General features: G+C 28.5%; 18 protein-coding genes. 17 read left to right on the top strand and 1 reads right to left on the bottom strand.

Annotation, left to right across the window (positions count from 1 at the left end):
• Positions 1–29 precede the first annotated feature (29 nt).
• Positions 30–347, top strand: coding sequence for a hypothetical protein (locus QK892_RS10735; RefSeq protein ID WP_317273545.1), 318 nt, complete (start codon positions 30–32; stop codon positions 345–347).
• 53 nt (positions 348–400) lie between these two features.
• Here the strand turns inward: QK892_RS10735 and QK892_RS10730 are convergent, their stop codons facing one another.
• Positions 401–1,102, bottom strand: coding sequence for a MerR family transcriptional regulator (locus QK892_RS10730; RefSeq protein ID WP_317273544.1), 702 nt, complete (start codon positions 1,100–1,102; stop codon positions 401–403).
• A 190-nt stretch (positions 1,103–1,292) separates the two neighbouring features.
• Between QK892_RS10730 and QK892_RS10725 the strand changes: the two genes are divergently transcribed.
• The 16 genes from QK892_RS10725 to QK892_RS10650 all read left to right on the top strand — a co-directional run bounded on the left by QK892_RS10725 (position 1,293) and on the right by QK892_RS10650 (position 15,723).
• Positions 1,293–1,994 (top strand): VOC family protein, encoded by a 702-nt coding sequence (locus QK892_RS10725; protein WP_317273543.1) that lies wholly within the window; start codon positions 1,293–1,295, stop codon positions 1,992–1,994.
• Between the two features lie 264 nt (positions 1,995–2,258).
• Positions 2,259–2,816, top strand: a complete 558-nt coding sequence (locus QK892_RS10720) for a sigma-70 family RNA polymerase sigma factor (protein ID WP_317273542.1) — start codon at positions 2,259–2,261, stop codon at positions 2,814–2,816.
• A gap of 1 nt (position 2,817) precedes the next feature.
• On the top strand, positions 2,818–3,495 hold the full coding sequence (locus tag QK892_RS10715) for a DUF4367 domain-containing protein (RefSeq protein ID WP_317273586.1): 678 nt from the start codon (positions 2,818–2,820) through the stop codon (positions 3,493–3,495).
• 26 nt (positions 3,496–3,521) lie between these two features.
• A complete protein-coding gene (locus tag QK892_RS10710; protein WP_317273541.1) occupies positions 3,522–4,181 on the top strand; it encodes a hypothetical protein in 660 nt (219 codons plus the stop codon).
• 94 nt (positions 4,182–4,275) lie between these two features.
• Entirely contained in the window at positions 4,276–4,815 is a 540-nt protein-coding gene (locus QK892_RS10705) for an AAA family ATPase (RefSeq protein WP_317273540.1), read from the top strand.
• A 185-nt stretch (positions 4,816–5,000) separates the two neighbouring features.
• Positions 5,001–7,061: a HelD family protein gene (locus QK892_RS10700; RefSeq protein ID WP_317273539.1), complete on the top strand. Its 2,061-nt coding sequence runs from the start codon at positions 5,001–5,003 to the stop codon at positions 7,059–7,061.
• Between the two features lie 105 nt (positions 7,062–7,166).
• A complete protein-coding gene (locus QK892_RS10695; RefSeq protein WP_317273538.1) occupies positions 7,167–7,589 on the top strand; it encodes a DUF1801 domain-containing protein in 423 nt (140 codons plus the stop codon).
• Positions 7,590–7,777: 188 nt separating this feature from the next.
• Positions 7,778–8,605 (top strand): MerR family transcriptional regulator, encoded by an 828-nt coding sequence (locus QK892_RS10690; RefSeq protein ID WP_317273537.1) that lies wholly within the window; start codon positions 7,778–7,780, stop codon positions 8,603–8,605.
• Between the two features lie 24 nt (positions 8,606–8,629).
• Positions 8,630–8,809, top strand: coding sequence for a MarR family transcriptional regulator (locus QK892_RS10685; RefSeq protein ID WP_317273536.1), 180 nt, complete (start codon positions 8,630–8,632; stop codon positions 8,807–8,809).
• A 43-nt stretch (positions 8,810–8,852) separates the two neighbouring features.
• On the top strand, positions 8,853–9,311 hold the full coding sequence (locus QK892_RS10680; RefSeq protein ID WP_317273535.1) for a hypothetical protein: 459 nt from the start codon (positions 8,853–8,855) through the stop codon (positions 9,309–9,311).
• A gap of 567 nt (positions 9,312–9,878) precedes the next feature.
• Positions 9,879–11,342 carry a ribosomal protection-like ABC-F family protein gene (gene abc-f / locus QK892_RS10675; RefSeq protein WP_317273534.1) on the top strand — a complete coding sequence of 488 codons (1,464 nt, stop codon included), beginning with the start codon at positions 9,879–9,881 and terminating at the stop codon, positions 11,340–11,342.
• A gap of 283 nt (positions 11,343–11,625) precedes the next feature.
• On the top strand, positions 11,626–12,852 hold the full coding sequence (locus QK892_RS10670; RefSeq protein ID WP_317273585.1) for an MFS transporter: 1,227 nt from the start codon (positions 11,626–11,628) through the stop codon (positions 12,850–12,852).
• A gap of 112 nt (positions 12,853–12,964) precedes the next feature.
• Positions 12,965–13,969, top strand: a complete 1,005-nt coding sequence (locus QK892_RS10665; RefSeq protein WP_317273533.1) for a hypothetical protein — start codon at positions 12,965–12,967, stop codon at positions 13,967–13,969.
• 293 nt (positions 13,970–14,262) lie between these two features.
• Positions 14,263–14,649, top strand: a complete 387-nt coding sequence (locus tag QK892_RS10660; protein ID WP_317273532.1) for a VOC family protein — start codon at positions 14,263–14,265, stop codon at positions 14,647–14,649.
• A 50-nt stretch (positions 14,650–14,699) separates the two neighbouring features.
• Positions 14,700–15,299 (top strand): TetR/AcrR family transcriptional regulator, encoded by a 600-nt coding sequence (locus tag QK892_RS10655; protein ID WP_317273531.1) that lies wholly within the window; start codon positions 14,700–14,702, stop codon positions 15,297–15,299.
• Between the two features lie 37 nt (positions 15,300–15,336).
• A complete protein-coding gene (locus QK892_RS10650; protein ID WP_317273530.1) occupies positions 15,337–15,723 on the top strand; it encodes a bacteriohemerythrin in 387 nt (128 codons plus the stop codon).
• Positions 15,724–15,902 lie beyond the last annotated feature (179 nt).

Below are 15,902 nucleotides of genomic sequence, written 5' to 3'. Positions count from 1 at the left end.
TCCTTTAATAAAATTTTGGAGGTATAAATATGAAAGGTAAAAAGAAGTTTCTAGGAATGGCTCTTGGAGCAATTTGTGCAATGACTTTAATAGGAGGAAGTGCTTACGCTATGGAGTATAGCGGAGTAGACAGTGAAATTAAAGAACCAACTGTAGCTACTACTGGTGATGGAGAATCATATACTAGGGAGGAATTAGCAGAAAAGCTAGGCATTACTCCAGAAGAGTTAGATGCAAAAGTAGTACGTTATGAATTCAAACTCACAGAGGCTTCAAAGACATCAGGTAGGGTAGAGAATGGAGTTCTTATTTCACAAGAAGTAACAAAAATAACAGACGAGAAATAAGAATATTTAGTAAAACACATAGGAGTTATCATTAACTCCTATGTTGTTTGTGTTTAATTTAATAATTCTACTTTTTGGCATAAATTATAAAATGAATGAATACCACAAATTTGGTCCTTGCTTACTTGGTCAAAATACTTTAATGAATTTTTAGCAGCTTCTCTAACAATTTCAATATTATTATTTTCTAATTCCCTTATAAGTTGTCTTATTCCATCAAGTAAATAAACTGTTTTCTTTAATGAACGAATAAAAAGAATTTGCCTTATATGAGCTGCGTTAAATCTTCTATATCCATTTTTAGCATCTCTATTAGGGAAGATTAGTCCAATTCTCTCCCAATGTCTAATTGCTGTGGATGGTACCTTTGTTATAGATGATACCTCTCCAATATTTAACCATTCTTTCTTTTCTATAAATTTTAAAGAATATAATTCTGGAGATTCTAATAATTCGATGGCTTTTTCAGTAATAACTCTTTCATTGTAAATATTGTACTGTGACTTATTAATAAGTAAAATGGCTGACATAATATCTTTCTTTTGAACTTTCAACATAACTTCTTTTACTAAATCCATTCCAAATCCAGGTAGCATTGCTCTAATACATTCAAAATATGCAACATGTTCTTCCGTATATTCTCTATATCCATTTGAAGAACGAGGTACATTAGGGATAATACCCCATGCTTCATAATGCCTAAGGGCACTGGTGCTAATATTTAATTTTTTAGCAATATCAATAGGCTTAAGCATTTTATCACATCCAATCATTATAAAATTAAAGTCAATGATAAGGTTATTAATTTATTATATTCTAATGTACTTATTAAATAAACATAAACATTATCATTTGCACAAATGTTATACAATAAGGTTGTGAGTGAAAATAAATTAACTCTATTAATTAAATAAAAAATTAATTTACAATAGGAGGATATGCTTTATGGATAAAATTATACCTATTCTACCTTGTCAATCAATTAGGGAGCAAGCAGAGTTTTTTAAAAACCTGGGATTTATAACAACTGGAATATATACGGCCCCCAATCCATATGCTTCATTAGAATATGGCACAATTGAAATTCATTTTTATGGTACTAAAAAAATAAAACCATCAGAAAATCCTAATACCTGCTTTGTGTTAGTAGAGGATGTTGATAATATATATGAAACATTTATAACTAACTATAAGAAAAATACAGGGAAGATACCTCGTAGTGGAATACCAAGAATTTCAAAATTAAGAGATTTAGCAAGTGATAGAAGATTCACATTAACAGATGTAGGTGGAAATACATTTTATATTGGTACTCCAATAAAGGAGAATTTTTTCAGAATTATTGATAGTAAAGAATATGCTAAAAATTATAAAATATTATATGACTTAATTTATTCAAAGGAAGATTATGATGTAGCCTTTAATATGTTAACAAAGTTCTTTCCAATAGATATAACATCCATTAAGGCAAGTGATATGGACTTAATAAAAATACTATTAGTTGCACTTGATATTAATTTACAAAAAAATAAAGTAATAGATGAAAAAATTAATGGCAAAATTATGGATATAATTAGTAATTGTGATAAAGAAAATTCTAAATGGAAGAGAATATTAGAAAGATATTATGAAATTATTAATTTGTAATGAAAATCATATATAGATAATAATAAAAGTGCAGTAGAGTAATATTTATTCTATTGCACTACTTTTTTTATAGAGTGTATTATAAAAAATATAAAGTAAAGGGTAAGAATATCTTTAAATGTACATAATTAACATATAATCATATATCTAGAAATATCTCTTAAATAGGTATGTAATAAAATAAAAATAATTTTAAAAATAGGGAGCGGAAATTTAATTAGCTACGTCTAATAAGTGTAAGCATCTCAAGAGAGGAGGTAACTTATGGATTCCCTTTCGGTACCAGAGGAGAATAAGGAAGTTAGAGGTCAAGATATAGAAAAAGAAATACAAAGATTAATGGATACTTATGGAAGTGACGTTCTAAGAACATCTTATATGTATCTGAAGGATTTACAAAGTGCTGAGGATGCTTTCCAAGAAGTGTTTATTAAGGTTTTCAATAAGTTTGAAAATTTTAAAGGGGAAAGCAGTGAAAAAACATGGATTATTAGGATAACAATCAATGTATGTAAGGATATGTTACGCAGCTCATGGCTTAAAAGAGTGCTGCTTACAGATAATATAAAAGAGAAAAGGATAAGTATAGGTATTGAAAATAGAATTATTAAAATAGAAGAAAATAAACTTTTGTTTGATGAAGTAATGTCCCTATCACATCGGTTTAAAGAAGTTATTATACTCTACTACTATCAGAATTGTAATACAGCAGAAATAAGTAAAATTTTAAATGTGGCTGAAGGAACTGTAAGAAGTAGACTACACAGAGCTAGAGAAATACTTAAAACCAGGTTAGGAGGGAGGATTGATTTAAGTGAATAAGATGAAGGACTTTAAAAATATAGCAGATGATATCATGAGCGATATAAAAGTTAGCGAAGACCTTAAAAAAAGGACTTTAGAAAAATATGCAAGTAAAAAACGTATTTATAATTATAAATTATTGATAGCAGCTGCGAGTTTTATCTTAATTCTTGGAATTACAAATATATCTCATAATCTTACCCTAAGAAATCAAGAAGGCCAGGATCAAACTTCTGAAAATAATATAAATATATTAAGTACTGAAGGTGCAGAAAGTATCCCAGAAGATTCAGTTGATAATGTAAAAAATTACAGCGAGGAAGTGAAGGAATGGGTTATGGAAAATATTGATGAGGCTAAAAATGGTTTTGGAAGTTTTTTTATTATACCTACTTATATTCCTGAAGGCTATAAGCTTGATGTTGTTAGTGCATTAGGAATTGATCAAAGTAATGTATATAAAATTACTCTCAATTATCTTGCAGAAAATAAGTCATTTATTTTTATTCAGGAGAAGAATAGAACTCTGAGTGAATATATAAATTATGAAAAAATCGATATTAATGGATCTTCAGGATTATTAAAAATAGATGGTATGAATACTGAGCTAAATTGGAGTAATAATGGAATATATTATTCAATTCAAGGATTAATAACAGAAGAGGATGCTATTAAGATTGCTAGGTCAATGAAATGATAAAAAGAAATTGGAGGAGAAATTCTATGAAAAAATCAAAAATTTTAAAAGCTTTAATTTTGGGAATATCTATGTCAGTAATGTCATCAACTTTAGTTTTAGCTGATGAGAATGGACAAATAGAGCCTGCATATGTAGGTCAAGGTACAGAGCCAGCCTCTTCAGCACAACAAACAGAACCTATATCTGTAGATGACGGAAAAATAGTGGATAATAATAATCAATCTAATGGAACGGTTACGGATGCACCAGATAGTTCTGTATCAATTCAAGCAATAAATGAAGATATTGATGAGAATATTCTAAATAAGCAACAAGAAATTAATGTATCTTTATTTGAACAGCATAAGGATGAAATATCTCAAAGGGGCTTTCAAATTACTCATACAGTTCCATTTAAAGATTATGTTGAGATAGGAATATTACCTTATAGTGATGAAAATGCTAACTATTTATATGAGATTTTAGGTAGAGATATGGTTAATATAATTGAAGGACAAGAAGTTATGATTATGGGAGGACAAGAACAGGATCAAGATGCAGAACTTTATATTGCAACAACTACAGTTCAGGAAGATGCAGAGAAAACTAACAATTTTACAATTCCTCTATTAATAGTTGGAGTTTGTGTACTTGGTGGAGTTGCTATTCTATCAACAAGGAAAAAAGTTAATTATAAAAGATAGTTATAGAAATATAGGTAGTGGTGAGTATTTATACTTGCTACTACCTCTCATTATATTTAAATGAAAAATAAGTTTATAAGGGGAGGGAAATATTATGACGCTTAAAAATGGGATCTATATTATAACTGGGATAATGGCTTCAGGAAAATCTACAATTGCACAAATGTTAGCTGAGCAATTTGATAAAGGTGTGCATATTCGTGGAGATATATTTAGAAAAATGATTGTTAATGGAAAGATAGATATGACTCCTAATTATTCAAAGGATGCATTAGAACAATTAATTCTACGATATAATATTGCTGCTAAGGTAGCAGATATGTATTACGATGCTGGATTTTCAGTTGTTATGCAAGACACTTATTTAGCGAAGGAGCTACCTTCCTTTTTCCTACAATTTCAATCAAAACCTATATATTTTATTACACTCAATCCAAGTATTGAAACAGTTATAGAAAGAGAGGAAAAACGTAATAAAATAGGTTATGCTACATGGGAAGTAGAACCTCTTTATGAAGTGCTTATAAATGAAAATCCAAGAATAGGACTTTGGATAGACTCATCAGCTATGACACCTGAAGAAACAGTACTAGAGATAATTAAACGTGCAGAATATGAAGCACGAATTTTATAAATAATATATCTAAAATAATTTGGATAGAATGTATCAATTAATATATAACTTATTTTTTAGAATAAAAAAACACCCACACAATTTTTGGGGCGTACTATTACACTATAATAACATAATGAAAATTATAAGTCTAGTATTTATTTAATAAATATCTATACTTTATATATGAAAGAGGTGTTAATAGTATGAATATAACAGAAAAAGATGAAAAAAGGTATTTAGAGACAATTATTAAAAAAATAAAAGATTCATATACAAATATAGATATGAAAATTGAAAGAATTTCAAAGGAAATAACTGAGGCGAAAAAATATATTTGGGAAAATATATCTCAATTAGACTTAGCAGAAAAGTCAGCAAATAGAATTTCAGTTCATAATGCAATTGACTATGCAGAGAAAGCAAAGAAAGAAAAAGAGAGATTAGAAATAATGATAAAGTCTCCATACTTCGGAAGAATTGATTTTAAGACTAAAAAAGAAAATTTTGAAGAAGGAGTTTTTTATATAGGAATTCATTCTTTTTCAGAGAATAGTGGAAGTGAAAATATAATATATGATTGGAGAGCTCCGCTATCTAGTATGTTTTATGATTTTGAACTTGGTGATGCATACTATGAAGCTCCATTTTCTATTGTAGAAGGTAAAATAACAAAAAAACGTCAATATAAAATAAAAAAAGGCTCCATGGAATATATGCTAGAGAGCTCTTTAAATATTGGAGATGAACTTTTACAGAAGGAATTAAGTCAGTCGACTGACGAAAAAATGAAAAACATAGTAGCAACGATACAACGAGAGCAAAATGAAATTATTCGAGATGAAAATGCAAATATTATGATTATTCAAGGGGCAGCAGGATCAGGAAAAACTTCCATTGCAATGCATAGAATTGCATTTCTTTTATATCGTTATCGTGGAAAGATTTCATCTGATGATATTTTAATTATTTCTCCAAATAAGGTATATGCTGATTATATATCTGATGTTCTACCAGAGCTCGGAGAAGAAAACATACCAGAGCTTGGATTTGAGGACCTTGCAAAAAATATCTTAGGTGAAAATATAAAAATGCAAACTTTTTCTGAGCAAGTTGAAGAGCTATTAGTGATAAAGAATCAAGATAATATTAAGAGAGTAAATAAAAAATCTACTATAGACTTTTTAAATAAGTTAAACGAGTATATTAAAATTGTAGAAAAGGAGTTTTTTGAGCCAATAGATATAGAATATAATGGATATATTGTAACTAAAGAAGAAATAAAAAGCCGTTATGATTTATATAAAAATATTCCTGTTTTTAATAGAATGAATAAATTGAAAAAGGATATTATTTACAAATTAAAAAATAAGATTTTAGAAGATGATAAGAAATGGATAACAAGGGATAGTAAGAAAATAGAAAAGAAAATTGAACAAATGCACAAGCTTAAGAATGCATTTGAGATTTATGAATATTTCTTTGATTATTATGGTTATAATGATTTATATAAAAAAGGAGAGAAACTAGAGTATTCAGATGTATTTCCATTAATATATATAAAGCTAAATGTTGAGGGTATAGATAATGGATATAATTATGTTAGACATTTGTTAGTTGATGAGATGCAGGATTATACACCAATACATTATGCGGTAATTAAAAAGTTATTCAATTGTAAAATAACAATAATGGGAGATAAGAATCAAAATATTAACCCGTATAGCTCTACATCCATAGAAAAGATTAGCTTTGTATTTCCAGAGGCAAAATCAATGGAATTGAATAAAAGCTATAGATCAACTTTTGAAATCGCTGAATTCTCTAAAAGTATAAATAAAAATGTAAAGACGTCAACAGTGGAGAGACATGGTGAAAAAGTTACAGTTAATGAATATCATTCAATTGAAGAAGAGATAGAAGGTATATTGAAAAACATAAAAGAATTTAGAGAAGGGAAGTATAATTCTTTTGCCATTCTATGTAAAAGTCAGAAAGAAGCCACAAACTTATATAAAAGACTTAAGGATATAGATGAGTCAATAAGTTTACTTAGTTTTAATGATAATAAATTTGTAGATGGTATAGTAATAACATCTATACATATGTCAAAGGGACTTGAATTTGATAAGGTACTAATTCCCAAAGTAGATGAAAGAAACTATCAGACAGAAATGGACAGAAATTTATTATATGTTGCATGTACAAGGGCAATGCATAAATTAGATATATCTTGCTCAGGAAAAATATCAAATTTTATAGAGTAAATAGTATAATATCATAATATTTAATCAGTAAAATGTACATTTTATATAAGGATATAGTTGAAAAATCGGGAATTATATTAATTATAAGAAGAGGTGAGAGTATATATGGTTACAAACAAGAAAAAATCAATGAAACTTCCTGGTGCTGAACAAGTAAAGGAGTACCTTAATAATTTGGAGCATCCATTAAAGAATGAAATAGAGGAAGTTAGGAGAATAATTTTAAGCTGTAATAAGGAAATTACTGAACACATAAAATGGAATGCACCTAGCTTCTGTTTTAAAGATGAAGATAGAATAACTTTTAATTTACACGGTAAAGGATATTTTCAGATTATTTTCCACTGTGGAGCTAAGGTGAAGGATAAGAAAAGTAAGGAACCTTTATTTTATGATACTTCAGGCTTATTAAAATGGGTAGACAATGACAGGGCTATTGTAAAGCTTGTGAATATGGATGATATTAATGATAAGAAGGAAAAACTTGCAGAAGTAGTAGTTAAGTGGATAGAAGTAACAAGTTTATAGATAGAATTATAGATTAGCACGGATTCTTCTGATAGTAATTTATTCTTTTGAATAATTATAATTTATTTATTAAACAAGGATGTAATTATAAAAAATTTTAAAATAAAAATATATTATTGACATTTACATTATGTCAAACTTTATACTTTCTTTATAAACAATGCTTATAGGAGTAAGGGAGTGATTATATGTTTAGGATAGGGGAGTTTTCACAACTAGTTAAAGTATCGCCACGAATGCTAAGGCATTATGAGAAGTGTGGGATTTTTTATCCTGCTGAGATAGATATGGTAAATGGTTATCGCTTATATAGTTCAACTCAGATTCCTCTTCTAATGAGGATTATATCTCTTAGGGATATGGGATTTTCAATAAATGAAATTAACGATATTATTGATAATTATGAAGATAAAGATTATATCGAAGAAGTTATGAATAGAAAATCAACTGAAATAGAAATAAGCATTGCTGAACAAAAGGATAAAATTAATAGGTTGTCCACTACACTTGAGAAAGTAGCTAATGGAAACTATTCAACTACTTGTAGAGATATTGTATTAAGGGAAGTTCCAAAGATTAAGGTCTTATCACTACGAGAAGTGATTCCTAATTATAGTTATCAAGAGGGAATGTGGGAAAGGCTATACTCATTTATAGGTCGAAATAATTTATATTCAATTCTAACGGGAGATGTTATTTCAATATATCATGACTTAGAATACAAAGAACAAAATGTAGATATTGAAATAGGGGTTACTATAAGCGAGCTACGTGAAAATCAAGGTAACTATATTTTTAAGGAGCTAGATAGTATTGAGAATGCAGCTACAGTTATTTGTGACGGACCATTTGAAAAAACTCTTCCAGAAGGTGAAGGCGTATTAGCTAAGTGGATAGAGGATAATGGATATACAATTATAGGCAGTGAAAGAGCATATTGCACTAGACATCCTGGGAATGAAGATAACACTGAAAACTATCAAACAGAGATTCAGTTTGCTGTTAAGAAAAAATAAATATGAAGAAAGGAGTAAGTATTAATGGATAATTATGAGATAGTACTAGAACATTTCGTAAAAAGTGAAAAGCCTATGAGTGCAGCTCAAATAGTAACTGCAATAGGGATAGAGAGAAAAGAAGTTGATAAAATAATGACTAGACTAAAAAAAGAAGGCAAAATAGTTTCACCGAAGGTTTGCTATTGGGAAAATAAGAAATAGAATAAATGAAAAAAACAATATGATTAGAAATGGAGGATTAGTAATGAGTGATGTAGAAAATTATGGAGATTATCAAATGCCTGTTCCAGATCCTAGATTAAAGGATTTAGATATATTAGTTGGGACATGGAATGTATCTGGCCCAGAGGTTAAAGGAAAAGTTACGTATGAATGGATGGAGGGTGGATTTTTCCTTATACAATATGTTGACTTAGAACAATATGGTGAGAGTGTTAAGGGAATGGAGATTATTGGATTTGAACGAGGCTTTGGAGCAACTGAACCAAGTAAACATATAAAGTCTCGTTATTATGATAGTGCAGGTAATACCTTTGACTACACATATGAAGTAGAAGGAGATACTCTTATAATATGGGGCGGAGAAAAAGGTTCTCCTGCATATTTTAAGGGAGAGTTCAGTACTGATGGCAATACAAATACAGGTGCCTGGGTATATCCAGATTGTGGCGGATATAGTTCGACAATGACTAGAGTAAGATAGATTATATTATAAAAAGTGAATATTATATATTATATTTTAATGATATGTCCTTTCAAATGTATCGTTTGGGAGGATTTTTATAGTCTATAGAAAAAGCAAATCTAAGAAAAATTTTGAAAAATTCTTTTATTTTGACTTTTCACATATATGATGTTATAATTATAAAAAATGAAATTTGAGGTGGGAAAATGATTAACTTTTATTGCTAATTTTTAGAGTACAATATGACGAGAAGATAAACAGATCTACTCTGTTTTTATTGTGCTTATGCAAGGAAGTTATCATTTTTTCTCTTAATATATATGATATGTTATGCTATAAAGATTAGTTTAACTATGTATATTTTTGAGCTGTAAGAATAATAATTTCTTGCAGCTTTTATTTTTATTAATAATAAGCGCAAGGAGGATGAATAATATAATGAGTGAAGAAGATACTTTGCTAATACATGATAATCTTCTTATAAAGGCGGATATTTCGTACGACATTTATATGGAGTAGTAATAAAAGTCGCCTATTGTTTTGACTTTGTTATATATAATATTAATTACAGAGGAGGACAAGAATATGTCGCTAATAAATGTTACAAATCTAACCTTCGCATATGAAGGAAGTTATGATAATATTTTTGAAAATGTAAATTTTCAAATAGATACTAATTGGAAATTAGGGTTTACCGGTAGAAATGGACGAGGAAAAACTACTTTTTTGAATCTTTTACTAGGAAAGTATGAATATGAAGGCAGTATTTCAAGTAATGTAACTTTTGAATATTTTCCTTATGAGATGCAGGATACAGAAAGCTTTACCATAGATATTATAAAGGAAATCAGTCCAAATTCAATGGAGTGGGAGATAATCAAAGAATTATCCTTGTTGGATATAGATGATGATGTTTTATATAGGCAGTTTAATACACTATCAAAAGGTGAGCAGGCTAAAGCAATGCTTGCTGCTATGTTTTTGAAAGAAAATGCATTCCTGCTTATTGATGAGCCTACAAATCATTTGGATGCTGAAGGTAGAAAAAAGCTCAGTATCTACTTGTCAAAAAAGAAGGGATTTATTTTGATTTCACATGATAGAGCTTTTTTAGATGACTGTATCGATCATATTTTAGCTATTAATAAAACTAATATTGAAGTACAGAAAGGAAATTTTTCTTCATGGTGGAGAAATAAAGAATTACAAGATAGTTTTGAGGTCGCAGAAAATGAAAAATTGAAAAAGGATATTAACAGGCTTGAGTATTCAGTAAAGCGTACAACCGCATGGTCATATAGTGTGGAAAGAAGTAAGTATGGAAGTAAATTAGATAGAGGTTATGTTGGACACAAAGCAGCAAAAATGATGAAGCGTTCTAAAAATATAGAATCCAGGCAACAAGAAATGATCGAGGAAAAATCTAAACTTCTTAAAAATATTGAGTCTAATGAAAGATTAAAAATAATACCACTTTCTTTTCATAGTGACAAGCTGGTGGAACTTATAGATATTTCAATTTATTATGATGATAGATTTATTTGCGAAGGAGTAAAATTTACTATAGAGCAAGGTGAAAGGATTGCCATTAAGGGTAAGAATGGTAGTGGTAAATCAAGTATATTGAAATTGATTTGTGGAGAAGATATTCCTCATAGTGGAATAGTGATAAAAAATAATCAGTTAAAAATTTCTTATGTCTCCCAGGATACATCAGATTTATGTGGTAGCTTATCAGAATATGCATACAAATACTGTATTGATGAAAGTTTATTTAAATCTATTCTTAGAAAACTTGATTTTTCAAGAGAGCAGTTTGAAAAGAAAATAGAATATTTTAGTGAAGGACAGAAGAAAAAGGTATTGATTGCAAGAAGTTTGTGTGAAAAGGCACATTTATATATTTGGGATGAACCCTTGAATTTTATTGATGTCATTTCTCGTATGCAGATTGAGGAACTATTAATTGAATATAAACCTACAATTTTGTTTGTTGAGCATGATAGTGCGTTTAATAAGAATGTTGCAACAAAGACCATAAACCTGTAGATATAGAAATGGAGATTGTCGTATTTAAACGAGGATTTGGAGTTATTGAAACAAGTAAGAAAGTAAAGTATCGTTATTATGAAAGTGTAGGTAATGTTTTTGGCTCATTATAAAGTGGAAGCCGATAATCTTAGATATTACCTTATATAGAGTGCAGATTATACTAATAACACTGTATAATAATATCTGTTCTAAATATATTATGTTGTAATGCTATGTCCTTCCAAATGTAACATTTTGGAGGACTTTTTATTTTAATCTAGCCATGAAAGGGGTAAATATGATGAATACTAACACACAAAAGGAGTGGAAGAAAAACGCCATATTTTTTTTAACAAGTCAAACTATATCTCTATTTGGATCAATGCTTGTCCAATACGCTATCACTTGGTATATTACCTTAACAACTCAATCTGGAGCTATGATGACAATATCTATAATATGTGGGTTCCTACCATCATTCTTCATTTCTCCATTCGCAGGAGTTTGGGCAGATAGATATAATCGTAAGATGCTAATAATTTTATCAGATTCAATAATAGCCATTTCCACATTAATATTAGCTATAATCTTTCTTCTAGGATATGATTCTTCTTGGATGTTATTTTTAGTTTTGGGAATAAGATCATTAGGAACAGGAGTTCAAACTCCAGCTGTTGGAGCGTTTATACCACAAATTGTTCCAGAAGATAAGCTTATTAAAATAGGTGGAATAAATGGTAGCATACAATCATTAACAATGCTAGTGTGCCCTATGCTAAGTGGAGCATTATTGAGCATGGCCACAATTGAAACAATATTCTTTATAGATGTTATAACTGCTGCAATAGCTGTATTCACATTATTGCTATTCCTTAAAGTAAAAGCTCATTCTAAAGCATCAGAAGCTCAGAAGTCTAGCTATTTTAATGATATGAAGGAAGGAGTTATTTATATAAAAAATCATAGTTATGTAAAAAAGTTCTTTGTGTTTTGCACTTTCTTCTTTATTTTAGCTGCACCTATTTCTTTCTTAACTCCATTACAAGTGACTCGTAGTTTTGGAAATGATATTTGGAGATTGACAGCCATAGAAATTACATTTTCCATAGGAATGATGGCTGGTGGTATAATTATCGCATCTTGGGGTGGATTTAAGAATAGAGTATATACTATGACGTTATCTACCTGTATCATTGGAATATGTACTTTTCTTTTAGGGGTCACTCCGATATTTTGGATATATTTAGCTATTATGGCTATTGTGGGAGTAGCTATGCCTATTTTCAATACACCATCAACAGTTTTATTGCAAGAAAAGGTAGATCCAGATTTCCAAGGAAGAGTTTTTGGAGTACTTGGAATGATATCAAGTATTATGATGCCAACTGGTATGATGATTTTTGGGCCTATGGCAGATATTATAAAAATAGAGTGGTTACTTATAGTAACAGGGTTATTCCTATTTATTCAAAGTATATTTATGTTTAAGGATAAAGTATTAATTAAAGCCGGAGAAAGAGTAAGTTAGATATGTTAAAACATGTTATGAGAATAAAGAAAATACAGAATAATTTGCAAAATTCTACATCTCATTATATTATAAAAATATATTCTAAATTAATTATAGTATGGAGGGAAATATGAAGAAGAAGAGTTTTTTAATTGCCTTAGCAATAGCTTCATTATTAGTAGGCTGTGGAAGTAAAACTAATGATGACAATGGAGAGATTAATAATAATGTTAATCAAAATAATGAAGAGGTTTCTAACAATGAAATAGAAGAGGTAGATCATAAATATGAGAAAACTCTTAATAAAAGACTAGGTGTTGAAATAACATATCCATCAGATATTCTTTCTTACAATGATAATTCTAATCAAAGCAATTCTATCAGTTTCATAGGTGAAATTGAGAAAACAGTGGAAATTCCTAATATTTTTTTAGCAATATCTACAAGTGAATATGATTTAAAGGATACAGAGGAGGGATTAAAACTACAAGCATTTTCAGAGAATATAGAAACTGAAGATGTGATTATTGGAAAGGAATCTATATCTGCTAGAAAAATTAAAGTGTCTGAAGAAAATAATCAGGGACGAATAGTATATTATTATGTTTTTCAGAGAGAAGATGATAAAACAACATACATAATTGAAGTAGATACTGTTTCTGATGAAAAAGGAATTGAAAAGTATATTGATGAATTTGAAAAAGTGTTAAATAGTTTCATCTTCATAGGTAAAGAAGATATTCAAGAGAATACAGAAGAAGTGAGAAATACGGCAATGGGATTTTCTTTTTCTGTAAGTGAGGACTTTTTTTCAAAATTAATTAGTAGTGGTACGAATACATCATACTCTAAGGAGTTTAAAGCTGATTTAGATGAAGAATCTTATTATGTAAATATAAGTGATATAAAACAAGATCTGTTCACTATATATAGAATTACTAAGAAGTACACAGAAAATGAAATTAAAGATATTAATCCTAATATGGTTTATTTAGGCAGTAATTCAAATGCAACCTTTACTATTATGTATGCTGAAAAGCCAGATGATTCATTAAGTGATAAAGGGAGTGGTGAGTTTTTTACTCTAATAGAGAATGAGGTTCCTAGTGTAGCAAAAAGTTTTGTGATTGAATGAAATTAAATTATATATGATAAAACTCTCATATTTTTATGGGAGTTTTATTATTTATAAAAAAAGTTATTATAATTTATAGAATATATTGAAATTAAAAGATTTAAAGTTCTATATTTGAGGAAATTAATAGATAATAATACAAGATATAAGTATTTTATGTCAGAGATAAGAAAAAAAGTATAAAATAAATACATATTTTATTGACAACTACATAAGATAATGATATGTTAATTACATACCGACCGAACGGTATGCAATTAACATATAATAACAAATTTAAAGGAGGATAAATAATGAAAATTGACTTAACTAACGTATTTGTAGATGATACTGATAAGGCACTTAAATTTTATACAGAGGTTTTGGGGTTTGTAAAGAAAGTCCATATTCCTGAAATTAATTGGATCACTGTTGTTTCACCTGAGGATGAAGACGGGACTCAATTGCTTCTTGAACCTAATAGTAACCCAGCATCCATAGAATTTCAAAGAGCAATATTTGAACAAGGGATACCTGCAACATCATTTAGTGTAGAAGATATTGAAAAAGAATATAAAAGAATGTTAAACTTAGGTGTAGAATTTACTATGGTTCCTACTAAGACTGTTGGAAGTATAGTAGCAGTATTCAATGATACTTGTGGAAATCTTATACAAATCCATCAAGTTACAGGTATCTAAGTTCCATAACTTATAATTATAAATATAAAAATGATGAATGAGGTAAAATTATGAATAATACTAGAGATCATATTTTAAGTGTTGCATTTAATTTATTTCTTCAAAAAAGTTTTAAAGAAGTTACTTTAAGAAATATTGTAGAAGAAACAGGACTGTCAAAAGGAGCTTTTTATCATTACTTCAATAGTAAAGAACAATTGTTTCTTGAACTTGTAAATAATGTATTTAATTCTGTCTTAGATATTCCTTATGATAAGTTTAGCAAGGAATCTCTTTATCATTTTTATATAGACTATATTAATTATTATGTAGAAAATATTAAACAAAAAGGCAAAGATGAAGAGGAAGATGCTTCTCCAAGCTTTAATTATATTTCTCTTATATTTGATGCAATACGACTTTTCCCAGAACTAAAAGAAAAATTAACTTTATCTAAACAGCTTCAATATAATGCGTGGGTGGAGGTTATTAGTTTGGCAAGAGAAAGAGGGGAGATTAAATCTCCTATGAGTAATGAGCAAATTGCAAATATGTTTATTAACTCATCAGGTGGTATTGAAATATATAGTGTATATGAAAGTAATGGGGATGAGATAGGTAGGAAATTGCTAGATCTATGGGATGATTTCTATAAGACATTAAAAGTATAAAAGAAAAGTTAGTTTATTCTAAGAGGGGATTTGAAGAATGATTGAATGGAGCGATAAGTTTAAAACTGGGATAGAGATAGTAGATGAACAGCATAAGGAGCTGTTTAGATTATTTAATCAAGTATATGAATTATATAATAATGAATTTATAATAGACAAATATGATCAAATAATAACAGCTGTGGAAGAATTAAAGGATTATACTAAATATCATTTTAAAGCGGAAGAAGATTATATGCTTTCAATTAGATATAAGAAGTTTTTTGAACATAAGATAAAACATGAAGATTTTATAAGGAAAATTGATTCTATAGATTACAATATTATTGATAATAATCAACAAAATCATTTACTTGAATTGTTAAAATTTATTACGGATTGGCTAGTAGAACATGTTATAACGGTGGATAAGCAAATATCTTGAAGTTAGGAAATAATAAAAAAATTTTGTTTTAAATATAACTTTTAAATACATATTTAGTCAATGATTTCCTAGAATTGATTTTCAAATTGTACTGGATATTAATGCTATAAAATAAAATTAAATAAATATGATTTATTTTAAATATATAATCATAAAAAAAATAAATTTTATGTAAGATA

Source organism: Clostridium lamae (assembly GCF_033043255.1).
Taxonomy (GTDB): domain Bacteria; phylum Bacillota; class Clostridia; order Clostridiales; family Clostridiaceae; genus Clostridium; species Clostridium lamae.
This window is presented reverse-complemented; position numbering and strand designations above follow the sequence as displayed.